Consider the following 25098-nt stretch of genomic DNA (forward strand, 5'->3'; position numbering starts at 1 on the left):
CCGGCATCAGGCCGGGGCTACGACGCTTGCCTTGCTGGTGCCTGGTGCGAGCACGACCGCGGCGTCGAGGGCGAGCACGCCGCCCGGATACGCGCGCAGCGGGTTGACGTCGAGCTCGGCGACCTCGGGGTGTGCGGCGATGAGCCGGCCGACCGCGACGATCGCGTCGGCGAGGGCGCGGCGATCGACCGCCGGCGCGCCGCGCCACCCGTCGAGCAGCGCGGCCGTGCGCAGCGAGCCCAGCAGCGCCAGCGCGTCGTCGGCGTCGAGCGGTGCCGGTGCGGTCGCCGTGTCGCGCAGCGCCTCGGCTTGCGTACCGCCCATCCCGATCAGCACCGTCGGGCCGAACGAGGGGTCGTTGAGCGCGCCCACGATCAGCTCGAGGCCCGGCGGCGCCATCTCCTCGACGACGTAGCGCGACGGGGCCGGCGCGTCGATGCGATCGATCGCGTCCAGCGCGGCGTCGAGCCGTTCCGGCGTATCGACGAACAGGTGCACGCCGCCGGCTTCCGTCTTGTGGAGGATCGCCGGGTTGAGCACCTTGACGACGACCGGTTTGGCCAGCGCGGTGAAGGCCGCGTGCGCCTCGGCGCGCGTCGCGCACGCCTGCGCGCGCGGCGTCGCGATGCCGTACGCGCGCAGCAGCGCCTTGCCGCCGAGCTCGTCGAGCGGTGCGCGCACCGGCCCCGAAAGCGCGGCGTTCGCCGTCGCTCGGGCGCGCAGCACCGAGGCGCGTCCCGCGGCGTCCTCGACCAGCGCGCGCACCGCGCGCGCCGCACGTTCGGGGCCGGGATACGCCGCGACCCCGAGCTCGCGCAGTGCGGCGAAGGTCGGTGCGACGTCGCCGTCGATTCCCATCGTGCCGAACACGACGGGCACGCCGAGCTCGGCTTTCGCGGCGCGAAAGACCGCGACCGGATCGACGGCGGCCGGCTCGTGCAGCGTGTAGACCGCGAGCGCATCGACGTCGGGGTCGCCGGCGATGGCGCGCAGCACGTCGGGATACGTCGCCGCCGGGCGCGCCGTGTCGACGGGGTTGCGCACGTAGGTCATCGGCGGCAGCAGCTCGGCGATGCGCGCCGCCGCCGCGTCGCCGAGCGTCGGAATCCGCACGCCGCTCGCGCGCAGCGCGTCCAGCATCAGCAGCCCCGGTCCCGCTTGCGCCGTCATCAGCCCGACGCCGGCGTTCGCGGTCGGCGGGATGCGGCCGTGGACGAGTGCGATGGCCGCGTCGACCAGGTCGTCGGTCGTCTCGACCAGCACGGCGCCGGCAGCGCGCAGCGCCGCGCGTTTGCGCGCGTAGTCGCCGATCAGGTTGCCGGTGTGCGACTGCGCGAAGGTCGCGACGTCGGCGCGGCCGACGGTCAGCGCGACGACCGCTTTCGCCGGTACCGCACGGCGGATCGCCGCGGTCAGTGCGCGTCCGTTGGGGATCCCCTCGAGGTGCAGCGCGATCACGTCCGTGTGCGGATCGTCGGCCAACCAGTCGACGACGTCGGCGGCGGTGACGTCGACGCTGTTGCCCAAACCGACTGCCAGCCGCGCGCCGTAGCCGCGGTTCTGCAGCAAGAACGCGGTCGTGATGTTGACGCCCGCGCTCTGCGCGACGACGGCGATGCGGCCGGCCGGCAGTCGTTCGAGGCCGGGCGCGAACGACGCGGCGAAGCCGGCGACGGGGTTGGCGAAACCGGCCGTGTTCGGGCCCAACAAGCGGATCGACCCGTTGCGGCAGACCGTGGCCAGCGCGTCCTGCAACGAGGCACCCGACGCGCCGCTCTCGCCGAAGCCGCCGCCGGCGATCAGCGCGCCGCCGGCGCCGGCCGCGTCGGCGGCGGCCAGCGCGGGCGGACACGCGTCGGCCGGAATCGCCAACGCGACCAGATCGACCGGCGTCCCGATCGCGGCCAAGGTCGGATAGGCGCGGTAGCCGAGGACCTCATCGGCCTTCGAGTTGATCGGATACAGCGCGCCGTCGAAGCCGCGCAGGTTCTTGAGCAGTTGGTGACCGGCTTTGTCGGGTGCGGTCGAGGCGCCGACGACGGCGATCGACCGCGGCGCGAACAGCCGCTCGAGGCCACGCCGGCTCACGCCGTCGCGTCCGCCGTCGTGGGCAACAGCCACGCGCGCAGATCGTCGGGGATCGCTTCCATCACCAGCTTCTCCTCGCCGGGCAGCTTGCGCGCGTGCGCGCGCACCTCGAAGCCGGTCGCGATCAGCGTCTCGCCGCGGCGGATCTCGTGGTCGACGCGCAGCCCGCGCGTGCGCACCTCGGTCACCGTGGTGACGACGGTGAACTCATCGCCCGGGTGCAGCGGTGCGAAGAACTTCGCGCCCGTCTCCATGATCGGAAAGCCGATCCCGCCGCCGGTGATCCCGGCCGAGAAGTCGTAGGGGCTCTGCCGCCACAGCTCCTCGGTCGCCAGATCGAAATACTGGAAGAAGTTCGGATAGAAGACGATGCCGAACGCGTCGGTTTCGCCGAAGCGCACGCGCAGGTCGAGCCGCGAGACGCGGCCGCGTGGCTCAGGCGGCATCGCGTCGGTACATGCCCAGCGCGCGGAACGCCGGCGCGTCGTCGTAGCGGAACAGATACGCCGCTTCGCCGCCGTCGGTCTCGTGCGCGTACGGCTGCCACGAGGGGACGCAGAACGTGTCGCGTTCTTTCCACTCCAGCACCTGGTCGCCGACGCGCGTGCGGCCGCTGCCGCGCACGACGTGGTAGATCGCGCTCGAGGTTTCGCGCACGGTGGCCGTCGGCACGCCCGGCTGCAGACGCAGCGCCGAAGCGGCCGTCGTGCGCGCGATCGGGCCGCCGGCGCGCTTGTCCTCGTACGGCAGCTCGACGGTGCCGCCGGCGTCGTCGAGCCGCGCCTGCATCTGCGCCCACGGAAACCGCAGGCGCGAGTCGGCCGGCGCGGGCTCCGAGGGGAAACGCGGCTGCGTCCACGGCTCGGCGAAGTTGGCCGGGAAGAAGTGGAAGAGCGGGATGTCCAGGCCGTCCAGCCACACCATCGGACGGTCGGACTCGTTGCCGTGGTCGTGGAACTCGAACGAGGGCGTCAACACGAGATCGCCGCGCCCCATGAGGACCTTCTCGCCGCCGACCGCGGTGTACGCGCCCTCGCCCTCGACGATGAAGCGCAGCGCGAACGAGGTGTGGCGATGCGCCCGCGCCACCTCGCCCGGCAGGATGAGCTGCAGCCCGGCGTAGAGCGTGTCGGTCGTGTACGGCGCCTTCAGCGTCGGGTTGGTCAACATGAACACGCGCCGTTCCGCGTCCTCGGCGCTGACCAGCCGGCCGGCGCGATCGAGCAGCGGCCGGATCGCGCCGTAGCGCCAGACGTGCGCAACGCCCTTGGGGCGCGGGACCGGCGGCACGATGGCGTGCATGTTCGTCCAGAGCGGATCGACGGCCGATTGCGCACCGTCGGCGAACAGCGCCTCGAGCGTGTCGTGAGCGATCATGCGGAACCTCCTGCGTGGGTCGGCGCGGTGACGCCGATCGAGAACGAGCCGATGCGGCTGACCGTGCACACGAGCGTCTCGCCGGCGTGGATCTCCCCGACGCCGGGCGGCGCGCCGGTCATCAGCAGATCGCCGGGCTCGAGTGTCATCGCGGCCGAGGCGTAAGCGATCAGATCCGCCACGCCGACCGTCATGTCTCTCGTGTTCACGTGCTGGCGCGCGTGGCCGTCGATGGTGAGGTCGATGTCGAGCGCCATCGGATCGGGGATCTCGTCGGCGGTCGTCACCCACGGACCGATCGGCGCGAAGGTGTCGTAGCTCTTGCGACGCACGCGCTCGCCCTTGCCGCGCACGGTGACGTCCAGGCCGATCGTGTAGCCGAAGACGTGGTCGAGCGCGTCGGCGGCGTCGACGGCGGTGGCCCGCTCGCCGATCACGACGGTCAGCTCGCACTCGTGATGGACCTCTTTGCCGTCGACCAGCGGCCCGTGCGGGAGCACGATGCGATCGGACGGGCCGCACAGCGCCGACGGCGCCTTGAGGAAGACGTCGAAGTCGAGCAACGCCGGATCGACGCCGCCGGCGACGCGCTCGAGCACGCCGCCGCGCATCTCCTCGACGTGTGCCGCGTAGTTGGCGGCGGCCGCGACGATCTTGGTCGGGTTGAGCGCCGACGCGCGCAGCCGTACGCGCTCGAGCGGGATCGCGGTTGCGTTGGGGTTGGCGGCGAGCCGCTCGATCGCGCCGCGCCGCTGCGCGAAGTCGCGCACCAGTCGCACCCACCAGCCGGCACCCAGCTCGTCGTCGGACCAGTCGGGGATCGCCGCGGTCACGTCGACCAGAGACGTCCCCGCGGCGTCGACGGCGCCCAGCCGCCAGTCGTCGAACAGTGCCAGGCGCATCAGAGCACCGCGAACCGGCCGGCGTGCGGGCCGAGCGGCCAGCGGCCGCGCGCGAACAGTGCGTCGATCGCGACGAACGCGTGGTCGGACATGCCGCACGCCTTCGCCAGCGCGGCATGATACGCCGCCAGCGCCGCCGCCCCGGCCAGGACGCGCGCGAACTCGTCGTCGGCGATGCTCGCCGCGGCGAGCGCCGTGCGCGCTGCCGCGATCGTCGGCTCGAGCGACGCGTCGACGATCGCGCTCAGATCGCCGAGCACGGCGCGCTCGCCGGCCGCCGCCACCGCGCGGTCGCGCAGGACGCGCGCCTCGACCGCGTCGGCATCGGCCGCGGCCGCGCCGGCGGGGTCGAGCACCAGCGCCTTGGCCGCCGCCAGATCGGGCACGACATCGACGCCGGTGACGCGATAGCCACCGGCCGCCACCTGCGTCAGTGCGAGCTCGTCGCCGGTCAACGGCACGCCCAACCGCGTGAACCACGGCCGGGCGCCCATCGCGCCGGCGATCGCGCGCACGGCGTCGAGATCGACGGTCATCGCGCTACGCGACGGATTCGGCCGGCAGCTCCGGGAGCGTCAGGCCGTACTTCGCGACCAATGCCTGCGCGCGGTCGATGAAGTCGGTCCGCATCTCGTCGTTGGTGCGCTGCTTGATCCCCCATTTGCGGAAGATCTCGTTGTTCTTCGACTTCGAGCCGCCGAAGAACGCGGGCAGCGTCGGCCAAATCTTGTCGATCGCCGCCTGCACCTTCGCTTTGCCTGCGGGCGTGGCCACCAGCTCCGAGACCGAATCCTCACCGAACTTGGCGTGGAAGCGCTCCTCGGGCATCGTCGCGCGGCCGGCGTTGCGCAGCGGGATGTAGGTGCAGTGCAGCAGATCTTCGACCTGTAGGATCTCCGCCATGTCGGCCAAGAACTTGATGACGCAGAACTCTTCCCACGATTCGAGCGGCGTCTCGAAGATCGAGAGCGGGCGCTTCGCGGTGCGGTCGGGGATCATTTTCTCTTCGGGGACGCCCATGTCGCGCCCGAGCTGGAAGAAGCGCACGTGGTGGCCGTACTCTTCCATCGCGACGCGGCAGGTGAGCCACTTCCAGTAGGGCGTGGGCGCGAAGGCCACGGCGGGTTCGTCAAACACCTGCGCCCCGTAGAGCTCGTTGACGGCGTGGGAGATGACGATCTTGCGGACCGCGTCCTGGTACTCTTGCGGTTGCTGCGCGAGGTCGGCGGCGGTCTTGACTTCGAGGGCGGCGGACACGGGTGTCTCCTTCGGCTAAACGACGGGCGGGGTGCTGAACGCCTCGAGATCGGTCTCGAGGCCGGTGAGATGGGGCGTGAACGTGCGCGCGACGTCGGCGGCGATCGCGTCGAGCGACGGGGCGGCGTCGGTGGTGAAGCGCGCGATCGGGCGCGGCTGCGAGAACAGGAACACTTCGCGCCCGCGCACGCCGAACAGTTGGCCGGTGATCGGTTGCGCGTCCGCGCTGCACAGGTATGCGACGAAGCGGCCGACGTGGGCGGGATCGACGGTCAGCGCGGCTTCCTTGTACGCGGCCTGCGCGTCGTTGGCGGGCACGATCGAGTCGGTGACGCGGGTCGCGCCGAACGGCGCGATCGCGTTGGCGGTGACGTTGGAGCGCGCCAGGTCCATCGCGACGACCCGGGTCAGCGCGATCAGGCCGCCTTTGGCGCTGGCGTACGCGGCTTGGCCGAAGTTGCCCCAGATGGCGGCCGACGAGACGATGTCGACGATGCGGCCCCAGCGATAGGGCTCGCCGCCGCGGTTGAGCTTGGCGTTCTCGCGCAGCACGGGTGCGGCGGCGCGGATCAGCGCGTAGGCGCCGATCAGGTTGGTCTGCAGCACGGCCTCGTAGTCGGCGCGGCTGCCTTTGAAGACGAACGCGTCGCGCAGGATCGCCGCGTTGTTGACGACGATGTCGAGACCGCCGAACTGCGACTGCGCCAGCGCGACCGCTTCGTCGGCGATGCCGGGATCGGCGACGTTGCGCTCGAGCGGCGCGACCGCGGCGCCCAGCTCGGCGACCAGCGGCGCCAAGACGTTCGGCTCGAAGCCCAGGCCGTCGATCGACGCCCCGTTGTCGATCGCGACGACCTTGGCGCCCGCGCCGACGAGCGCGCGCACGATCGCGGCGCCGATACCGCGCGCACCGCCGGTGACGATCGCGACCCGTCCGTGCAGCGCGCTCACGCCGGCGCTCCTTGGGCGGCGGGGAAGAACGCGTCGGCGTGCAGGTCGCGCTTGGCCAAGCCGCGGGCGGTCAGCAGCTCGCTGACCGCGTCGACCATGACCGGCGGACCGGCGACGTACGCTTTGACGTCGGTCAGCGCGCCGAGGTCGGCCGCGATCGCGTCGTGGATGAAACCGGTCCGGCGCGCGGTCGAGCCGCTCGGTGCGGAGAGGATGCGATGGACGTGCATGCTGGGGTGCTTCGCGGCCAACGCGTCGAGTTCGGCTTCGGCGTAGAGGTCGCGTTCGTCGCGCACGCCGACGTACAGCTCGACGGGCCGTTGCGGGTCCCGCGCCAGCGCCGTCCGCACGATCGAGAGGATCGGCGCCAGACCCGTGCCGCCGCCGGCGAGCAGCAGCGGGCCGGTGTGCGCGTCGCGCAGGTACGCGCCGCCGAACGGCCCGATCACGCGCAGCTCGTCGCCGACCGCGGCCCGCGTCGCGACGTACGCCGAGACGACGCCGTCGGGCAGCGCGCGGATGTGGAACTCGAGCGGCTCGTCACCGGGCGCGTTGGCCATCGAGAAGTCGCGCCGCGGCAAACCGGGGAACGCGAGCGACGCATATTGGCCCGCCGAGAAGGTGAACGGCCCGCCGGAGAGGACGGCGAGCTTGAGCACGACCACGTCGTGCGCGGCGTGCTCGAGCGCGACGATGCGGGTGGTCAGGATGCGCTGCGGGTGCGCGACCATCTCGTCTTCGTTCAAATAGGCGACGGTGCAGTCGGACCACGGGACGGCGCGGCAGGCGAGGATCTTGCCGGCGGCGCGTTCGGCGTCCGTCAACGCGAACTCCGAGTACTCCATCAGGTCGACCTCGCCCGCGATCAGCTCGGACTTGCAGGTCGAGCAGTTGCCGGCCCGGCACGAGTGCGGGTACGCCAAGCCCTGGCGCAGAGCGGCGTCGACGATCGTCTCGCCCATCTCGACGGTGAACGGTTCGTCGAACTGCGTGACGCGCACGGTGAAGCTCATCCGGCGACGACCTCTTCGCGCAGCACCAGCTCGCGCACGGCGGCCTTGTGCACCTTCCCGCTCGGCGTCGTCGGGAGCGCCGCGAGTACCAGCAGGCGCTCGGGCCACTTGTACTTGGCGACGTCGGCGCCGTCGAGATACGCCAGCACGTCGTCGAGCGCGAGCGCGTGTCCGTCGTGCAGCGAGACGACGCAGCAGACGCGTTCGCCCAGCCGTTCGTCGGCGTACGCGACGACCGCCAGCTGACGGACCTGCGGCAAGCGCACCAGGTGCGCTTCCAGCTCGTAGGCGCTGATCTTCATGCCGCCGCGGTTGATGAGGTCTTTGGTGCGTCCGCGGAAGGCGACGCGGCCCGCGTCGACCAGCGCGACCACGTCGCCGGTGCGCAGCGTGCCGTCGGGCGTGAACGCGGCCGCGGTCAGCTCCGGTTCGTCGAGGTAGCCGCGGAACATGTCGGCGCGGCAATAGAGAAACTCGCCGCTCTCGCCGGGCGCGACCTCACCGCCGTGCGCATCGGCCGCGCGCGCGCGCGCACCGGCCAGCGGGCGGCCGATCGTCGAGGCGACGACGGCCTCCGGATCGCCGGCGCCGGTGGTGCAGCCCGCGCCCAGCTCCGACATCCCCCACTGCACGATCAGCTCGCAGCCGAACGCGGCACGCACCCCGCGCACGAACGCGGCGGGAACGGCCGCGCCGCCGGTGCGCACCTCGCGCAGCGCAGGCGCGCCGATCGCGCTCTCCCCGAGCAGGACGAGCAGATCGGCGAGCTGCGCGGGAACGGCCCAGGCGCGGGTCACACCCTCGTCGCGCACGAGGGCCACGAGGCGCGCCGGATCCCACTTCGGCAGCGCGACGAAGCGGCCGCCGCGGAGCACGCACAGGTGTAACGAGAGCAGGCCGAACGCGTGGGTGAAGCCGCTGGCGCTCAGGAAGACGTCGTCCTCGCCGACGTTCGCGTCGCGCGCGACCTGATCGGCGTTCGAGAGTAGTCCTTCGTGCGCGTGCATGGTGATCTTCGGGCGCAGCGACTCGGTGCCCGAAGTGGGCAGGAGCGCCATCGGATCGTCGGGCGCGACCGGCGGCCAGGCCGGCGCGCGCAGCGACGTATCGGCGACGATCGCGGCGAAGCCGCGTGCGGGATCACCGACCGGGATGGTCAGCAGGCCGAGCTCGGCGCTCAGCGGCGCGAGCCGGTCGGCGGCGCTCGCCGGACAGAACAGCGCGCGCGCCCGCGCGTGCGCGAGGATCGCGCGCAGCTCGTGCTCGCGGTAGGCCGGGTGTAGGGTCAGCAGGACCGCGCCCAGCTTGGCCAGCGCGGCGTGCGCGACCACGTAGGCGACGCCGTTGGGGAGGTGCAGCCCGACGACGTCGCCGCGGCCGATTCCGCGTGCGGCCAGCCAGCCGCCCAAGCGGTCCGTCTGGGTCGCCAGCTCCGCCCAGGTGGAGCGCCGGCCGTCCTCGATCGCGGCGACCGCCTCCGGCCGCCGGGCGGTCGTCGCGTCGAAGAGCGCGCCGAAGGTCACCGGCCGGAGCACGCTCCGATCCGCATGTGGCCGCGGGTCGTAGAGGTAGGCGGAGGTGTCCACGCAGGGGGCTCCTTCAACGGCGACTTCGACGGAGCCGCCTGCCCGGACAGTCTACCCGCAAGATCGTTGACCTGTCAAATCGTTTGCGTAGTCAACTATATGCGGCGGCTCGGGCGAAGCCCGAACGCGACGGCTACGCGCAGCGAAGCCTCTCAGTCCAGGTTGAACCAGATCTGGTTCTTGTCGACGGCCAGGTGGACGTCGGCGGGGGAGAGCCCGTTGTGGTCCTTGGGCGTGAAGTGATAGGTGCCGGTGATCAGCGGCAGCGGCTTCATCGACTCGAGCGCGCCGACGATCGCGTCGCCGGTCGTCTGCTTGGAGGTCCGGATGGCATACGCCAGCAGCGCGACGCCATCGTACGCGTAGGCGGCGAAGTTCGCCGGCCGCGCCTTGTACTTAGCGTGATAGGCGTTCAGGAACGGCTTCTGCGTCGCGGTCGGATGCGTGTAGTCGATGTTGGTGTCGGAGTACACGCCGTCGCCGGCCGTGCCCGCGATCTTGAGGAACAGGTTCGAGACGATGCCGTTCGAGCCGATCACGTTGACCTTGAGCCCGAGCTGACGGATGCCGCGCACGATCAGCGGCGGCGCGGCGGCCGCGCCCCACAGCACGACCGTGTCGGCGCCGGAGTTCTTGATCGCGACCAGCTGCGCCGTGAAGTCGGTCGACGCGCCGGGATACGATTGGTCGGTGACGATCTCGACGCCGTGCTCTTTGGCCAAGCCGGCGACGATGCGCGCGCCTTCGGCGCCGTACGCGTTCTCGTCGTGGATGACCGCGATCTTCTTGGCGCCCAGCTTCTTGGCCGCGAAGTCGAGCAGCGCGGGTGCTTCGATCGCGTTGTTGGGATTGGTCTCGAAGACGTACTTGGCGACGCCGGCGCGCGTGTCCCACACCTCGGATGACGGCGTGGTGTAGAACTCGGGGATCTTGGCGTCGTTCGCGACGCGCGCGATGGCGGCGCTGCAGTCGGTGGAGGTGCCGCCGACGATCCCGACGACGCCCTTGCCGATCTCTTGCGTCGCCAGCTGCGAGGCGACGTCGGGCTTGCCCTGATCGTCGAGGACTTCGATGTCGACCGGCCGGCCGTTGACGCCGCCGCGGGCGTTGATCTGCTCGACCGCCAACAGCACGGCGTCTTTCTCCGGACCGCCCAGCGGCGCGTAGCGGCCGGAGGTCGAGAAGATGGCCGCGAGGTGAATCGGCGGACCGGCGGGTGCCGCGGCCGCGCCGAGCGGGCCGACGGCCATCACGAGGCCGCAGGCAAGGATCGAAAGGCGAGATGGACGCATGCGAGCTCCTTCGGAGAAGCGGTCAGCCGACCGCGAAGACGCGGATGATGACGACGTCGCGCAGCCGTTCACCGGTGGCGACGAAGAGCGTGCGGGTCAACCAGTCGTGCGGTCCGGCCGCCACGTCGAAGTGGGGCGTGCCACGGAAGTAGTACTCGTGCGCGGGCACCGATTCGCCCGCGCTCAGGCGCGCCATCACCGCCGGCGGCGCGTGTCGCAGCGCGTGGTTGACGACGGTGATCGGGGTGCCGTCCTCGGCCTCGAGCGCGTAGCGCGCGTCGAGCTCCCAGGTGCCGTCGGGGCGGATCGTCTGCCAGTCGCCGCCGCCGGGCAACACCCGGCCGCGCAAGCGCGGGCCGTCGACGGTGCCGCCGGTGATCGGGACGATGCGCCGCCGAAAGCCGCGCGGCGTATCGCCGAAATCGACCGGCTCGGCAACCGAGACGCGTGCTTCGAAGACGAAGTCGAGCGTGGGCGCGAAGTCGGTCACGAAGACGTCTCCTGGCGCGAGGACGAGATTTTGTTTACCGCGAGAACTGTTGCGCATTTCAACAAGTCGGCCGGAAGCTTCCTGCGCGGCGCGGCCCGGTGACCGCAACCGGATTGCTGGCGGGCGTCAACATCGGGGGCACGACCACCAGCGTCGTGCTCGGGACCGCCGCGGGCGAGATCCGCGCGCGCACGGCCTGGCCGACGCAGGCCGCCGACGGCGAGGCGCTGCTCGCCGCCGTCATCGCCGCGATCCGTGCGGTGGCCGCCGACGCGCGGGCGGTCGGCGTCGCCGTCGGTGGTCCGATGGACGCGCGGCGCGGGATCGTCATCGCACCGCCCCACTTGCCCGGACTGCACGCCGTCGCGTTGGCGGGCCGGTTGCGGACGGCACTCGGGCGCCCGGTGTCCGTTCATCACGACGCGGCGGCGTGCGCGCTGGCCGAGGTGCGCTGGGGCCGCGACCGCGACGTCGACGGCCTGGCCTACCTGACGTCGGGCACCGGCTTCGGCGCCGGGATCGTGCTCGGCGGACGCATCCGCTACGGGGCTTCCGGCGCCTCGCCCGAGCTGGGGCACGTGCGCTATCGCGACGACGGGCCCGACGTCTTCGGGAAACCGGGCTGCTTCGAATCCTACGCCGCGGCGAGCGCGCTGCCGAAGCTGGCGCGCCGAATCGATCCGGCGTTCAGCGCGTCGACCGGCGACCAGGTCGCGGCGCTGGCGGCCGACGGCGACCCGATCGCGCGCGCCGCGATCGACGAGAACGCCGCGGCGACCGGCGCCGCGTGCGCCCTCTTGGCCGACCTGCTCGCCCTCGACGTCATCGTGCTCGGAAGCTTGGCGACATACTTGGGCGAGCCGTGGCTAGCGCGCGTGCGCGCGACCTTCGAACGCGAAGCGCTCCCCGATCGTGTGCAAACCTGTACCGTGCGCGCGACGTCGCTGGCGGCGCTGCAGGATCTCTCCGGCCTCGCCGCCGCGCTCGACGGGCTCCGCTAGTAGCGGCCGAGGATGCGTTGGTCGCCGCCGATTTCGGCGAGGGCGGCCTGCAGGCGCGGCTCGTCGACGTTGGTCAGCTCGCAGAAGAAGCGGTAGCGGAAGGGGATGCGGCGGTCGGGGCGCGCGATCAGGAAGCGCAGGTCGATGGCGCGGTCGGCGAACGCCGAGAGCGCGTCGCGCAGCGAGCCGGGACGGTCTTGGATCTCGATCCCGACGCAGGCGCGGTTGCCGGACGGCCCCGTCTCGCCGCGCGTGAGCAGAAAGAAGCGGGTGAAGTTCTGCGTCTCGTCCTGCACGTTGCGCGCCAGGATCGTGCCCTTGTACAGCTCGGCGGCCAGCGCGGGACCGATCGCGGCGACGGTCGGATCGCCTTGCGCGACGATCTCGCGCACCGCGCCCGCCGTGTCGGTGGTCGTCGTGCGGCGCCAGGCCGGATACCGGTCGGCGAGGCGGCGCACTTGCTCGAGCGCGACCGGGTGCGAGCGGATCTCGACCAGCTGCTCGATCGTGGCGCCGTCGACGCCGATCAGGCACATCTCGACCGGCAGCACGGTCTCGCCGCGGATCGTCACCGCGCGCCGCTCCCAGATCAGCTCGTAGTTGCGCGGCACCGGTCCGGCGATCGCGTTCTCGACCGGCACCACCGCGAAGTCGACCTCGCCGGTGTCGAGCGCGTTGATCGCGGCGTCGAACGAGGAGTACCCGTGCGTCTCCGCGTCGGGGACGAGCGTGCGCGCCGCGACGTCGCTGAAGGCGCCGGCGTGGCCCTGATAGGCGACCTTCACGCGCCCAGCTGCTGTAACGCCGCCTTGGCGTCGGCGTCGCGTGGGTTGTCGGGGCCGGCCACCTGCAAGAAGCGGTGGAAGGCGGCGATCGCGTCGGTGCGCCGCCCGATCGCCTGTAGGACGATGCCGCGGTTGAAGATGGCCGGCGTGAAGCCCGGCCGCTGCGCGAGGACCCCGTCGAGCTCGCGCAGCGCGTCGAGGTCGTGGCCGGTCATGTGCAGCGCGATCGCGTCGTCGGTGCGCACGTCGGGGTTGGTGGGATCGAGCGCCAGCGCGCGCGCGAAGTAGTCGTGGGCGCGGTCGAACTTCTGCGCGTCGAACTCCATGTCGCCCAGACCGACCAGCGCGGCGAGGTCCTTCGGGTTGCGCGCGAGCCGGCCGCGCAGCGCCTGCAGCTCCGCCATCACCGGCGCCGGCGGACCGACGGGCGAGCCGCCGCCCGTCGAGCGGCCGGGAAGCGCGGTCGACCCGCCCGTCATCGGTCCGGTACCGGTCTGGGGAACGGTGAACGTCCCCGGCGGATCGGTCGCGATCGGCGCGGGCGTCGCCTGAATGCGCGCGTCGCCCTGTTCCGCCACCACGCCCGGCCCGAACGCGGAGCCGGTCGTCCCGTAGCCTTGGTGGAGAAACCATCCCATCAAACCCAGGAACAGGACGGCGAAGACGACCAGGATCGGAAGCGCGAGACGCGGCGGCAAGCCCACGGCGTGCTCTTGGCGAAGAAGACGGCGTGCTCCCCGGTCTGCCCAGCGTCGCCGAGCTCCAGATGATCTTCGCGCAGCTGAACTTGCTGCACTTCGGCGGCGAGATTCCGACCCATCGCATCGCCTACAACGGGCGCTTCTCGAACCTCGCCGGCCGCATCACCTACAAGCCGCCGATGATCGAGCTCTCGCCCAAGCACTTGGCCGGCAAGCCGGACGAGCTGCGCGACACGCTCCTGCACGAGATGATCCACGCGTGGCTCTACGCGCGCGGCGAGAACCCCGGCCATACCGCGACCTTCAAGAAGAAGATGCGCGAGCTGGGCCTCAAGTCGATCTACCACGACCTCGGCACCGCGCGCCCGCTCAACGAATCGCAGAAGCGCTACATCTTACGCTGCGAGAAGTGCACGATGGAAGTGCTGCGCAAGAAGAAGCCGTCGGCATACCTGGTGTGCGCCAAGTGCCGCAAGCCGCTGGTGGCGTTCGAAGTCGTCGAGGTACGTCCGGTCGAGCTGGCCCAAGCAGCGTCGCGCTTCCGCCGCTAATCGGGCGCCGCATCGCGCGGGCGGCCGAAGAAGAGGACGTAGCCGTCCGGGTCGGTGACCTCGAAGCCGCGTAGGCCTTCGTGCGTGTTCGCGAGCGGCGTGCTCAAGGCTGCGCCGCGCCCGACGAATTCGGCCGAGAGCGCGTCGGGGTCCGGCGCGTAGACGTATGCGTCCCACCGCATGTAGGGGTGGCGCGCGGCGTTCCGCAGCGGGGTCACGCTCGCGTCGGACTTCACCAAGAGCTGCGCTCCGTCGCGGCGCACGATGGCGAAGAACGGGCTCCGTGCGGGCTCTTGGAAGGTCGTCTCGAACCCCAGCATGTCACGATAGAACGCCGTGGTGCGCTCGACGTCGCTGACGATGAAGAACGGTGAGATTTCCGCGGTCGTCGGTTTCATCCGGACCCTCCACGGTGCGATTATACCAGGCGCCCGACGACCGTATCGACCGCGCGCGTCCCGGCCGGGAGCGCGGCGAGATGCGTTTGCCGGGTCATCCGGTCGTGCGGCCGTCGCAGTAGGCTTTGAGCGCGCGCAGGGTGCGGGCGCTCTCGGCGCGGAACTCGCGCACGATCACCGGCCGAAGCAGCCGCAGCGAACGGGGAATGCCGATCGTCACCAGGCGCCGCACGTGGGTCGTCGCTTGCGGTCCGGGCTCGAGCGTGTAGCGCATCGTCACGTCGATCGTGCCCAGACCGAAGCGCAACGTCATCGGCTGGTGAAACGCGATCCGCGTCGGGCGCTCGTACTCGACGACGCGCCCGTTGCGCACGCCGAGCGGCCCGGGCTCGCGGTAGGTCGTACCGAGCGCGAACTGGTTCGACGAGACCGCGGTCGTGCCGCGGAACGACGAGGACTTCGTGAGCCAACGGCTCTGGCCGTCGACGTCGACGATCACCGCGAAGATCGACTCGGCCGGCGCGCGGATGACGGCGTCGGCGGGGATGTCGACCGTGCTAGATGACATGGCGGGCGATCATCCCCGCGCTGGCGAGGAACAGCGCCGAGGCCAGGATCGTCAGCAGGCGGGGCGAGGAGACGCGACGTGCGAGGGGCGGGGCGAGCGCGCCGCCGATGAGGCCGCCGGCGACCAGCGGAAGGGTGAGCATCCAATCGACGTCGCCGGCCAGCGCGTGCGCGATGACGCCGACCGGCGCGGTCGTCATGATGACGAACGAGCTGGTCGCGGTCACGGTGTGCGGCTGCATGCGCGCCGCGATCAGCAGCAGCGGGATCGTCACGAAACCGCCCCCGATCCCGAACAGCGAGGAGAAGAAGCCGACCACGAGTCCGGCGGCGAGGCCGACGCGCCAATCGTGCGCGAAGGTCCGCTCGCCGGCCGCGCGCGAGGCGACGCCGCGGCGGCGAATCACGAGCACCGCGATGGCGGCCAGCAGCACGCCGTAGGCGATGTCGAACCCGGAGCCCGAGACGCGCCGCACCGCGAGGACGCCGACGATGCTGGCCGGCACGGCCCCGGCGGTCATCCACGCCGCCAGTCGCACGTCGGTCTTGCCGTCGCGCAGGTAGCCGACCGACGATGCGGCGGTGTTCGCCAGGACGAAGATCAACGACGTGCCGGCGACGGCCGCCGGCGCGATGCCGAAGGCGACGCGCAAGAGCGGGACGACGACGAAGCCGCCGCCGAGTCCGGCCAGCGAGCCGAAGACGCTCGCGACGAGGCCGCTCGCGAAGAGCGCGAGCGCGGTCAGCGCGCTCAGTGGTCCGCGGCGACCGCCGCCTCGGGCAAGTTGTTCGGATCGAGCAGCGTCGAGGTGTTCGGCTGTCCGGGCTCCAGCAAGCCCAGGACCTCGAAGTTGCGCAGCGGCAAGACCTTGCCTTTGACGAAGACCGGCGTGAGCTCGTTGACGATGAAGCGGTCTTTGACTTCTTCGTAGGTCGACTCGCTGATGATCGTCTGGCCGCCTTTGGCGACGTTGTACAGACGGGCGGCGGTGTTGACGTTGTCGCCGATGACGGTGTAGTTCAGGCGATCGCTGGAGCCCAGATTGCCCATCACGACCTCGCCGGTGTTCAGTCCCATCCCGACGGTGAACACCTGACGTCCCTGGGCCGCCCACTCCGTCATCATCTCGAGGATGCGCTGCTGCTGGTCCCAGGCGTTGCGCACGGCGTTGTAGGCGTCGTCGGGCCCCGGATTGGGCGCCGAGAACACGGCCATCAAGCAGTCGCCGATGAACTTGTCGACGTAGCCGCCGTATTGGAACACGATCCGGCACATCTCTTCGAAGTACTCGTTGAGCTGGCCGTAGATCTGTTCCGGCGTCATCTTCTCGGACATGGCGGTGAAGCCGCGGATGTCGGAGTAGAAGATCGTCACCTTGACGCGCTTGCCGGAGAGGTCGAGCGCCTTGAGCGGGTCGTCGTGCGAGAGCATCTGGTCGACCAGCGCGGGCGAGACGTGCTTGCCGAACATCTCGCGGATGACGCGTTTGTCGGCGCCTTCGGTGATGGTCCGGTAGAGCGCCACGAACAGCGCCGCCAGCACGATCCCGAGGTCGACGTGGATGAGGTCGATCCAGTGCAGCGTCGCTCCGAACAGCCAGATCGCGAACAGCGAGTAGAGCACCACGATGCCCAGCGCGACCGCGACGCCGACCGTCGCGCGCAGCTGCGTGACGGCGAAGCCGACCAGCAGCGGCAGCGCGACGATCAGCGCGATGTCGATCCACGGCGGAACGCGCGTGATGTAGTAGTGCCGCATCAGCTGGTCCATCAGCCGCAGGTTCGAGAAGACGCCCGGGTAGCGGCCGTTGGGGGTGACGATGTAGTCGCCCAGCGCCTGCGCGGTCGCCCCGACCACGATGACGTCGCCGCCGGCGAACGCCTTGAGCGTCGCGAGATCCATCTTGAGCAGATCGACGAACGAGATCGACTGGAAGAACGCCGCCGTCTCGTCGACGGAGCCGGCACGCGTCGTCGGGCCGCCCGCGCCGCTGTTGCCGATGTCGACGAACTCGTGCGTCTTGAACGGCAGCATCAGCAGCTCGCCCTCGCCGTCGAGCGGGACGGTGACGCCGCCGAAACGCGCGTGCCAGGCGTCGATCGGGACGATGCGATCGCCCGAATACCGTTCGACCGTCGCGCCGGCCAGCGACGGATAGTCGGTGTGCGCGCCGGTCGGGCTGGTCGCCGTCACCACCAGCGGCTGGCCGACGAGCCAGCCGCCGGGGTTGTCGACGGTCGTCGAACCGAGCTGCGCGGCCGCCGCCGCCAACACCGGCGGGGGCTTCTCGGCTTCGACCAAGATCCCGCCGGTGGTGACGCCCAGCGCGAGGGCGAGCACCGACGGCTGCACGCGCATCCCGGCGGCGAACGCCGCGTCCTGCGCCGGGTCGTGCGTCGGCTCGAAGAACGCCGCGTCGAACGTGACGACCTTCGCGCCCGCCGCGTGCAGGCGGCGCAGCAGGACGCCGTAGACGCGGCGGTCCCACGGGAATTGACCTAGGCCCGGATTCTTCGGATCGGTCGGCGGGTTGAGCGACGGTTCGTCGATCGCGACCAGCCGCAGGTGCTCGTTCTCGGTGTCGCGGTCGGGGAAGTGGAACAGGTTGGCCAGCCACGGATGGTCGTCGACCCAGAACTTGCCGTCGTTGACGGCGACGAAGTCGCCGACGCTGTTGGCGTTCGCCAACACGTTGCGCGGTAAGAGGAAGAGGACCAGGCTGATCCCGACCGCGATCAAGGAGAGGACGAGTGCGACACCGAGGACCCGAAGCCGTCGAATGCGCATCGTCCGCTCCTTCCGTTCGTGCTAGCTCTGGACGCGCCCGATGTAACGCCGGTCCCGCGTGTCGATGCGGATCACGTCGCCCGGATTGACGAACAGCGGGACCTGCACGGTCGCGCCGGTCTCGAGCTTCGCCGGCTTGGTGGTACCGGTGGCGGTGTCGCCTTTGAAGCCGGGGTCCGTTTCCTCGACGCGCAGCTCGACGTGCGCCGGCAGCCCGGCGCCGATCGGCGTGCCGTCATGGAACTGCACGTCGATCTTCATCCCGTCCTTGAGGAAGTCGGCCGGATCGCCGATCAGGTCGCGATCCAGCGTGAAGTTCTCGTACGTCTCGTTGTCCATGAAGTGGTAGCCGTCGGCGTCGTTGTAGAGCATCTGCATCTCACGGTTGTCGACGGTGGCGCGCTCGAGCTTCTCACCGGCGCGGAACGTGCGCTCGACGGTCGCCCCGGTCTTGACGTTTTTGAGCCGGGTGCGGACGAACGCGGAGCCCTTGCCGGGCTTGACGTGCAGGAACTCGATGACGGTCCATAACTGCCCGTCGATGACGATCGTGACGCCGTTTCTGAAGTCGTTGGACGAGATCATGTCCTGTTCGCTTTCAGCAGCGAGAGGCGGTTTTCCGTCCCGCGCCGCAAGCGGTCGAGGTTTTCGCGGTGCCGGGCGATGATGAAGAGCGCCGAAACGACCCCGTAGACGACGCCGGTCCAGCCGAGCCCCAGCCACAGGACCGCGCCCATCGCGACGGCGGCCAGCATCGAACCGACGGAGGAATACCCTGTCGTCAGGACCACCGCGACCCAGATCGCCGCGAACGCCAGTCCGGCCGGCCACCACAGCGCGAATAGCACGCCGAAATAGGTCGCGACGCCCTTGCCGCCGCGAAAGCCGAGAAACGGCGAGTAGCAATGCCCGAGCGTCGCCGCGAAGCCGGCCGACGCCGCCGCGATCGGTCCGCCCAGCGCGTACGCGGCCAGCGTCGGCGCGAAGCCTTTGAGGGCGTCGAGTGCCAGCACGGCGATCGCGCCGCGCCGTCCGAGCGTGCGCAGCGCGTTCGCCGCGCCGATGTTGCCGCTGCCTCGGCTGCGGATGTCGGTACCGTAGAACGCGCGCGAGACGAGCACGCCGAACGGGATCGCGCCGACCACGAACGCGACGACGACCGCGGCGGCGTCGACGAGCGGATTCATTCGGTCGCGTCTCCCTCGCGGCGGCTGCGGAACTCGAGCGTCAGCGGGACGCCCTCGAAATCGAACTCCGCGCGCAGGGTGTTCTCGATGAACCGGCGGTAGCTGCTCGGCACCAGGTCCGGATCGTTGACGTGGAAGAGGAACAGCGGCGGGTGCGTCTGCGGCTGCGCGCAGTAGAGGATCTTGAGTGCCTTGTCGGAGTGGATCGGCGGCGGGTGCGCGAGCACCGCGTCGCGCACGACGGCGTTGAGCTTGGCGGTCGGGATGCGGCGGTCGAGGTTGACGGCGACCTTCTCGACGATCGGCATCAAGCTCTGCAAGCGGCGTTTGGTCTTGGCCGAGAGGAACGTCACCGGCGCGAACGACGCGAACGGCATCTGCGCGTGGATCTCGTTGGCCAGCTCGTTCTGACTGTACTCGCCCAGCTCGCGCACCAAGTCGTACTTGTTGCCGACGATGATCAGGGCCTTGCGCTCTTCGAGCGCGATCCCGGCCAAGCGCCGGTCCTGATTGGTGGGGCCTTTGAGCGCGTCGATCAGCAGCACCGCGACGTCGCAGCGAGCCAGCGCGCGCAGCGAGCGCAGCGAGGAGTAGTACTCGATCGAGCCGTGCTTGGTCGCGGTGCGCCGCACGCCGGCGGTGTCGATCAAACGGAAGTTGCGACCCTTCCAGCGGAAGAGCGTGTCGATCGCGTCGCGCGTGGTGCCCGGAACGTCGGAGACGATCGTGCGCTCTTCGTCGAGCAGCGCGTTGAGCAGCGAGGACTTGCCGACGTTGGGTTGGCCGACCAGCGCGATCGCCAGTTCCGTCTCTTCGAGCGCGGTCGGGTCTTCGGGCGGTAAGCGTTCGACGATCGCGTCGAGCAGATCGCCGGTGCCTTCGCCGTGGATGGCCGAGACCGCGTACGGTTCGCCGAAGCCCAAGCCGCTGAACTCGGCGTGCACCGAGGCCAACGCCTTGGGCGACTCGACCTTGTTCGCAACCAGCAGCACCGGCTTGCGCGTGCGCCGCAAGATGTCGGCGACGTCGCGGTCGACGCCCATCAGCCCGTCGATCGCGTCGACGACGAACACGATGACGTCGGCGTCGTTGGCGGCCGACTCCGCTTGCGCGCGCGTGCCCAGCGCGATCTGGTCGCCGGGCTCGATCTCGGTCTCGATGCCGCCGGTGTCGACCAGCGTGAAGGTGCGCCCGCGCCACTCGGCCAGCGCGTACAGCCGGTCGCGAGTCACGCCGGGCGTGTCCTCGACGATCGCCAGCCGCTGGCCGACCAGACGGTTGAAGAGGGCGCTCTTCCCCACGTTGGGGCGGCCGACGACCGCGACCGTTGCCGGGCGCACACGTAGGGTTGATGCGAGGGCTTCGGCCATGACCGCCCAAGCTTCCATCGATATGCTCCGTCGCCTCGCGGTCTTGGCCGCGTGCGTCGTCTTTCTCGGGGCGGTACCGACCGGCTCCCTCTACGTGACGACGCTGCCCAGCGGCGCCGACGTGTGGGTCGACAGCACCTACGTGGGCCGCAGCCCGGTCGTCCTGGACGCGCTGGCGAGCGGTCACCATGCCGTCGGCCTGGCCAAGTCGGGCTGGACGACCGAGCAGCTCGACGTCTCGATCGTGAGCGGGCAGACCACCCTGAGCTCGACCCGGCTGCGGCAGACCGGCGGCCTGCGGCCGGCCGGCGGCAGCATCGTCCTGCACGGGGACACCGGCGACGAGGTCCGCTTGGACGGTCAGGTCGTCCATCCGGGCAAGGGCGGCAGCTATCCGGCCAGCGCGGGCACCCACGAGCTGGTCGTCCGGTCGGCGAACGCCAAGATGACCCGCAGCGTCACGGTCTGGCCGGACACCCGCACCGAGGTCGTGCTCGTCCCCGACGTTCCCCCGCCGCGGCCGACCGTCGTCGCCCCGGCCGACGACTACCTGCCGCGCGACGCCGTCGAGGTCGACGGCGACAAGATCGTCGTACGCTACGGCGGCCACGAAGCGGTCGGCCGGCTCGGTCTGACCACCTATCGGGTCGACGGGCGCACGGTCGACTACGATACCGCCCCGACCCTGATCGGCACCCGGCTCTACCTCCCGCTCGAGCTGCTGACCCTGTTCACCGGGTCGCGCTGACGCCGCCCGGCGGCAAACCGCCCCTGCTCGTCGAATGGTCGCCGGCGGTGCCGCAGATCTACATTGAAACCCACGGCTGTCAGATGAACGAGGCCGACTCGCAAGAGGTGGCGCGTCGCGCGCTGGCCGCCGGCTTCACCCTGGCCGAGCGTCCCGAAGACGCCTCGGTGCTGATCCTGAACACCTGCACCGTGCGCGACAACGCCGAGCAGCGCGCCTACGGCCGGATCGGCCACTGGAAGGCGGTCAAGGACGCCGACCCGTCGGTCAAGGTCGTCGTGACCGGGTGTCTGGCCGAACAGGACCGCGACCGCATGCGGAAGATCGCGCCGCACGTCGACGGCGTCTTCGGCACGCGCGAGCTGGGCGCGCTCGGCGACGCGCTCGGCGCCTGGCGCGCCGACTACCCCGACGACGACGCCTACCTCCCCGAGCGCGAGATCGAGACCATCATCGGCGGCGCGGGCGAAGGCATCCCCGGCGCCTACGACCACCTGCGCGGCTTCGTCAACGTGCAGCGCGGCTGCTCGTACTACTGCACGTTCTGCATCGTGCCGCACGTGCGCGGGCGCTTCGACCACCGCCCGATGGGCGAGATCCTGACCGAGGTGCGCGCGAAGACGGCGCAAGGCGCGCGCGAGATCACGCTGGTCGGCCAAACCGTCAACGCGTACAAGGAGCCCGCGACCGGCGCGGACTTCGCCGACTTGCTCGAAGCGGTGTGCGCGCTCGACGCCGTCGAGCGGGTGACGTTCGTCTCCTCGCATCCCAAGGACATGACCGAGAAGCTCGGCCGCGTCTGCGCGACGCTGCCGAAGATGAACCCGCGCTTCCACCTCGCGCTGCAGTCCGGCTCGAACCCGATGCTGCGGCGGATGAACCGCAAGTACACGATCGAGGAGTTCCTCGACCGAATCGGGACGTTCCGCACGCACAACCCGGACTGGGCGATCACGACCGACCTGATCGTCGGCTTCCCCGGCGAGACGGAAGAGGACTTCCAGCGCACGCTCGACGTCTGCGCGACCGGCGTGTTCGCGCAGGCGTACATGTTCGTGTACTCGCCGCGGCGCGGGACGCCGGCCGCCGTCTGGCACGCCAAGGAGCCGGTCGCGCCGGCCGTGGCGCAAGATCGCTTCAAGCGGCTGGTCGCGGTTCAGGACGCGGCGGTCGTCGCATACCACCAGCGCAAGGTCGGCTCGACCGTGCGCGCGCTGATCCACGGCGTCTCGCGCAAAGACCCGGCCAAGCTGAGTGCCAAGACGATCGACAACGTGACGGTCAACTTCCCGATGGTCGAAGCGCGGCCCGATCCCGCGCACCCATGGGTCGACGTGCAGATCGAGAGCGCGTCGGTGTGGGGCGTGCGCGGTACCTGTGTCGGGCGCAGCGCGACGTACGAAGGCGGCGCGACGCCGGTGGCGCGCCCGATTCTCGACCTGGTGGCGCTCGGCGCGTAGCGCCGCGCGCGCGGTTGTCCACCTTCTCCACAGGGATGCACAGGCAGGCGGCGGGAACGTGACGTCGATGCGATCCGGGGTCGGATGACCACGACCACCACCTGGTCGCCGATGCTCGAGCAGTATTTCGGGATGAAGTCACGCTATCCCGAAGCGATTCTGCTCTCGCGCGTCGGCGACTTCTACGAGGCCTACGGTGACGACGCCGAGACGATCGCTCGCGCGCTCGCCATCGCCCTCACCTCGAAAGAAGCCGGCGGCGGCCGGCGGATCGCGATGGCCGGCGTGCCGCACCACGCGCTCGACGGGTACCTCTCGAAGCTGGTCGCGCAGCGGCGCGTCGTCGCGCTCGCCGAGCAGCTCGAGGCACCGATCCCCAACAAGCTGGTGCGTCGCGACGTCGTGCGCGTCGTCACGCCCGGGACGCTGCTCGAAGAGCACATCCTCGACCGCTCGCAGCACAACTATCTGGCCGCGTTGACCGCCGCCGAGGACGTCGTCGCGCTGGCGCACGCCGACATCTCGACCGGTCACGTCGCCGCGACCGCGTTCGAGGGCGAGACGGCGCTCGAGGACGCGCTGGCCGAGGTCGCGCGGCTCGATCCGGCCGAGCTGGTCGCCGACGTCGCGCCCAACGTGCGCGCCGCGCTCGACGCCGCGCTCGACGTCTCACGCACGCGCGTCGCGGCGCCGGTGCTGACGGCGGTCGACGTGCGCACGCGCGAGCACGTCGACGGCTTTTCGCTCGACGCCTCGCTGGCGATGCACCGCGCGCTCGACGCGCTCGGCGCGTTCGTCCGTCGCGTGGCGGTCCAACACGTCGGCAGCAGCGCGCTGCGCGAGCCGGCCTTCTACCGGCAGGCCACCTTCCTGGCGCTGGACCCGAACACGCGTAAGCACCTCGAGCTGACCAAAGCGCTGGGCGCGAACCCCAAAGCGACGCTGCTGGCGACCGTCGACCGGACGCGAACGGCGATGGGCTCGCGTATGCTCGGCCGCTGGCTGCTCGCGCCGCTCGTGTCGGCGCCCGCGATCGCCGCGCGCGCGGATAGCGTCGAGGCGATGGTCGGCGATGCCGCGCGCCGGCTGGCCCTGCAAGACGTGCTGCACGGCTGCTTCGACCTGGAGCGGATCGCGCAGAAGATTCGCTTTCGGCGCGCGCTGCCGCGCGACTTGGCCTCGCTGCGCCGGACGCTGGCGCTGCTCGACCCGATCGGCGACGCGCTGCGCGAGCCGAGCCTGCCGGTCGGGCTGCACGCGCTGGCGGCGCGGATCGGCGACTTCGACCTAATGCGCGACGACCTGGCCGCGTCGCTCGTCGACGAGCCGCCGGCGACGTTGGCCGACGGCGGCGTCATCCGCCCCGAGCGTGACCCCGAGCTGGCCGAGTGCGTCGCGCTGCGCGGTGACGCGCGCTCCCGCATCGCCGCGCTCGAAGAGCGCGAACGCGAGCGCAGCGGCATCAAGTCGCTCAAGGTCAAGTACGCGTCCGCCTTCGGCTACGCGATCGAAGTGCCGAAGGCGCAGACCGGCAACGTCCCCGCCGACTACACGCGCAAGCAGACGCTGGCGAACGGGGAGCGGTACGTGACGCCGGAGCTGCGCGAGTTGGACGTCGCCATCGCCTCGGCCGAGTCGCGCCAGCTGCGGCACGAGCAGGTGCTCTACGAGCAACTGGTCGAGCGGCTCGCGGAACGGGTCGACGACCTGCTGGCGACGGCGGACGCGCTGGCCGAGCTCGACGCCTACTGTTCGCTGGCGCAGGTCGCGGGCGAGCGCGGCTACGTGCGGCCCTCGTTCGTCGAGGAGAGCGTCGTCGATTTCGTCGACGGGCGCCATCCGGTGATGGAGGCGCTGCTCGGCTCGACCTTCGTCCCCAACGACCTGCACCTGGACGCCGAGCACGCGCGTTTCGTCCTGCTGACCGGACCCAACATGGGCGGCAAGTCGACGTACTTGCGGCAGACGGGACTGTTGGTCGTGCTGGCGCAGATCGGGTCGTTCGTCCCCGCGCGCGCGGCCCGCCTGGGCATCGTCGACCGAATCTTCACGCGCATCGGCGCCGGGGACGATCTCGCCTCGGGGCAGTCGACGTTCTACGTCGAGATGGCCGAAGCGGCGACGATCTTGCGCCGCGCGACCGACCGCAGCTTGTTGCTGATCGACGAGATCGGTCGCGGGACGGGAACCGTCGACGGGCTGGCGATCGCGCAAGCGATCTGCGAGTACCTGCTCGAGCGCGAAGCCCGTGCGCCGTCCGCGCTGTTCGCGACGCACTTCCACGAGCTGTGCGCGCTGGCCGATCGTTGGCCGTTGGTGGCGAACTTCCACATCACCGCCGTCGAGAGCACCAAGGGCGGCGCGCCGGTGTTCTCGCATCGCGTGCTGCCGGGTTCGTCGTCGCGCTCGTTCGGTATCGAGGTCGCGCGGATGGCCGGTCTCCCGCCGGCCGTGGTCGCCCGCGCACGCGAGATTGCGGCCGTGCTCGAAGGCCGTCCGACGCTGGAAGTCGCCGCTCCGTTGCGGGGCAAACTCGCCAAGCCCGCCGTGACCGAGCAGCCGCTCCTCTTCGATATCGATTGACGC

The 25098-nt window shown here is 70.8% G+C and carries 25 protein-coding genes; 5 read left to right on the plus strand and 20 right to left on the minus strand.

Going from position 1 to position 25098, the window contains the following annotated elements; translation table 11 throughout:
* Positions 1-6 precede the first annotated feature (6 nt).
* The 11 genes from VMD91_14895 to VMD91_14945 form a co-directional block, all read right to left on the minus strand.
* Positions 7-2088: an acetate--CoA ligase family protein gene (locus tag VMD91_14895; protein ID HTW85356.1), complete on the minus strand. Its 2082-nt coding sequence runs from the start codon at positions 2086-2088 to the stop codon at positions 7-9.
* Entirely contained in the window at positions 2085-2534 is a 450-nt protein-coding gene (locus VMD91_14900; protein ID HTW85357.1) for a thioesterase family protein, read from the minus strand. The genes VMD91_14895 and VMD91_14900 overlap by 4 nt, the downstream gene beginning before the upstream one ends.
* Positions 2524-3465 (minus strand): cupin domain-containing protein, encoded by a 942-nt coding sequence (locus tag VMD91_14905; protein ID HTW85358.1) that lies wholly within the window; start codon positions 3463-3465, stop codon positions 2524-2526. The genes VMD91_14900 and VMD91_14905 overlap by 11 nt, the downstream gene beginning before the upstream one ends.
* Entirely contained in the window at positions 3462-4367 is a 906-nt protein-coding gene (locus tag VMD91_14910; GenBank protein HTW85359.1) for a fumarylacetoacetate hydrolase family protein, read from the minus strand. Before VMD91_14910 ends, VMD91_14905 begins: the two co-directional genes overlap by 4 nt.
* Positions 4367-4903, minus strand: coding sequence for a hypothetical protein (locus VMD91_14915; GenBank protein ID HTW85360.1), 537 nt, complete (start codon positions 4901-4903; stop codon positions 4367-4369). Before VMD91_14915 ends, VMD91_14910 begins: the two co-directional genes overlap by 1 nt.
* Before the next feature lie 4 nt (positions 4904-4907).
* Positions 4908-5624 carry a Phenylacetic acid catabolic protein gene (locus tag VMD91_14920; GenBank protein HTW85361.1) on the minus strand — a complete coding sequence of 239 codons (717 nt, stop codon included), beginning with the start codon at positions 5622-5624 and terminating at the stop codon, positions 4908-4910.
* Between the two features lie 15 nt (positions 5625-5639).
* Positions 5640-6575: an SDR family oxidoreductase gene (locus tag VMD91_14925; GenBank protein HTW85362.1), complete on the minus strand. Its 936-nt coding sequence runs from the start codon at positions 6573-6575 to the stop codon at positions 5640-5642.
* Positions 6572-7588 carry a 2Fe-2S iron-sulfur cluster-binding protein gene (locus VMD91_14930; GenBank protein HTW85363.1) on the minus strand — a complete coding sequence of 339 codons (1017 nt, stop codon included), beginning with the start codon at positions 7586-7588 and terminating at the stop codon, positions 6572-6574. The genes VMD91_14925 and VMD91_14930 overlap by 4 nt, the downstream gene beginning before the upstream one ends.
* Positions 7585-9174 (minus strand): class I adenylate-forming enzyme family protein, encoded by a 1590-nt coding sequence (locus tag VMD91_14935; protein ID HTW85364.1) that lies wholly within the window; start codon positions 9172-9174, stop codon positions 7585-7587. Before VMD91_14935 ends, VMD91_14930 begins: the two co-directional genes overlap by 4 nt.
* A gap of 152 nt (positions 9175-9326) precedes the next feature.
* On the minus strand, positions 9327-10466 hold the full coding sequence (locus VMD91_14940; protein HTW85365.1) for an ABC transporter substrate-binding protein: 1140 nt from the start codon (positions 10464-10466) through the stop codon (positions 9327-9329).
* A gap of 22 nt (positions 10467-10488) precedes the next feature.
* On the minus strand, positions 10489-10956 hold the full coding sequence (locus tag VMD91_14945) for a DUF3237 domain-containing protein (protein ID HTW85366.1): 468 nt from the start codon (positions 10954-10956) through the stop codon (positions 10489-10491).
* Positions 10957-11054: 98 nt separating this feature from the next.
* On the opposite strand from VMD91_14945, the gene VMD91_14950 reads away from it, so the two are divergent.
* On the plus strand, positions 11055-11957 hold the full coding sequence (locus VMD91_14950) for an ROK family protein (GenBank protein ID HTW85367.1): 903 nt from the start codon (positions 11055-11057) through the stop codon (positions 11955-11957).
* Here VMD91_14950 and VMD91_14955 read toward each other — a convergent pair.
* Both VMD91_14955 and VMD91_14960 read right to left on the minus strand, forming a co-directional pair.
* Positions 11954-12742, minus strand: coding sequence for a prephenate dehydratase domain-containing protein (locus VMD91_14955; GenBank protein HTW85368.1), 789 nt, complete (start codon positions 12740-12742; stop codon positions 11954-11956). The two genes, VMD91_14950 and VMD91_14955, sit on opposite strands and share 4 nt — an antisense overlap.
* A complete protein-coding gene (locus tag VMD91_14960; protein ID HTW85369.1) occupies positions 12739-13440 on the minus strand; it encodes a tetratricopeptide repeat protein in 702 nt (233 codons plus the stop codon). The genes VMD91_14955 and VMD91_14960 overlap by 4 nt, the downstream gene beginning before the upstream one ends.
* Positions 13441-13472: 32 nt before the next feature.
* Between VMD91_14960 and VMD91_14965 the strand changes: the two genes are divergently transcribed.
* Complete coding sequence (locus tag VMD91_14965; GenBank protein HTW85370.1) at positions 13473-13994, plus strand: SprT-like domain-containing protein; 522 nt, start codon at positions 13473-13475, stop codon at positions 13992-13994.
* Here the strand turns inward: VMD91_14965 and VMD91_14970 are convergent.
* The 7 genes from VMD91_14970 to der form a co-directional block, all read right to left on the minus strand.
* On the minus strand, positions 13991-14392 hold the full coding sequence (locus VMD91_14970; protein ID HTW85371.1) for a VOC family protein: 402 nt from the start codon (positions 14390-14392) through the stop codon (positions 13991-13993). The genes VMD91_14965 and VMD91_14970 overlap by 4 nt on opposite strands.
* Positions 14393-14486: 94 nt before the next feature.
* Positions 14487-14960 (minus strand): SRPBCC family protein, encoded by a 474-nt coding sequence (locus VMD91_14975; GenBank protein ID HTW85372.1) that lies wholly within the window; start codon positions 14958-14960, stop codon positions 14487-14489.
* A complete protein-coding gene (locus VMD91_14980) occupies positions 14950-15714 on the minus strand; it encodes a sulfite exporter TauE/SafE family protein (protein HTW85373.1) in 765 nt (254 codons plus the stop codon). Before VMD91_14980 ends, VMD91_14975 begins: the two co-directional genes overlap by 11 nt.
* Positions 15711-17747, minus strand: a complete 2037-nt coding sequence (locus VMD91_14985; GenBank protein ID HTW85374.1) for an adenylate/guanylate cyclase domain-containing protein — start codon at positions 17745-17747, stop codon at positions 15711-15713. Before VMD91_14985 ends, VMD91_14980 begins: the two co-directional genes overlap by 4 nt.
* A gap of 21 nt (positions 17748-17768) precedes the next feature.
* Positions 17769-18332 carry an elongation factor P gene (efp, locus tag VMD91_14990; protein HTW85375.1) on the minus strand — a complete coding sequence of 188 codons (564 nt, stop codon included), beginning with the start codon at positions 18330-18332 and terminating at the stop codon, positions 17769-17771.
* Complete coding sequence (plsY, locus tag VMD91_14995) at positions 18329-18934, minus strand: glycerol-3-phosphate 1-O-acyltransferase PlsY (protein HTW85376.1); 606 nt, start codon at positions 18932-18934, stop codon at positions 18329-18331. The genes efp and plsY overlap by 4 nt, the downstream gene beginning before the upstream one ends.
* Positions 18931-20322, minus strand: coding sequence for a ribosome biogenesis GTPase Der (gene der, locus VMD91_15000; GenBank protein ID HTW85377.1), 1392 nt, complete (start codon positions 20320-20322; stop codon positions 18931-18933). Before der ends, plsY begins: the two co-directional genes overlap by 4 nt.
* Positions 20323-20326: 4 nt before the next feature.
* On the opposite strand from der, the gene VMD91_15005 reads away from it, so the two are divergent.
* From VMD91_15005 to mutS, 3 genes are all read left to right on the plus strand, one after another.
* A complete protein-coding gene (locus VMD91_15005; GenBank protein HTW85378.1) occupies positions 20327-21052 on the plus strand; it encodes a PEGA domain-containing protein in 726 nt (241 codons plus the stop codon).
* Positions 21053-21099: 47 nt separating this feature from the next.
* Positions 21100-22512 carry a tRNA (N6-isopentenyl adenosine(37)-C2)-methylthiotransferase MiaB gene (gene miaB / locus VMD91_15010; protein HTW85379.1) on the plus strand — a complete coding sequence of 471 codons (1413 nt, stop codon included), beginning with the start codon at positions 21100-21102 and terminating at the stop codon, positions 22510-22512.
* An 84-nt stretch (positions 22513-22596) separates the two neighbouring features.
* The gene (gene mutS / locus VMD91_15015) at positions 22597-25095 is read left to right on the plus strand and encodes a DNA mismatch repair protein MutS (protein HTW85380.1); all 2499 of its coding nucleotides are present in this window, start codon (positions 22597-22599) and stop codon (positions 25093-25095) included.
* Positions 25096-25098 lie beyond the last annotated feature (3 nt).

This window comes from Candidatus Sulfotelmatobacter sp., from assembly GCA_035504415.1.
GTDB lineage: Bacteria > Vulcanimicrobiota > Vulcanimicrobiia > Vulcanimicrobiales > Vulcanimicrobiaceae > Vulcanimicrobium.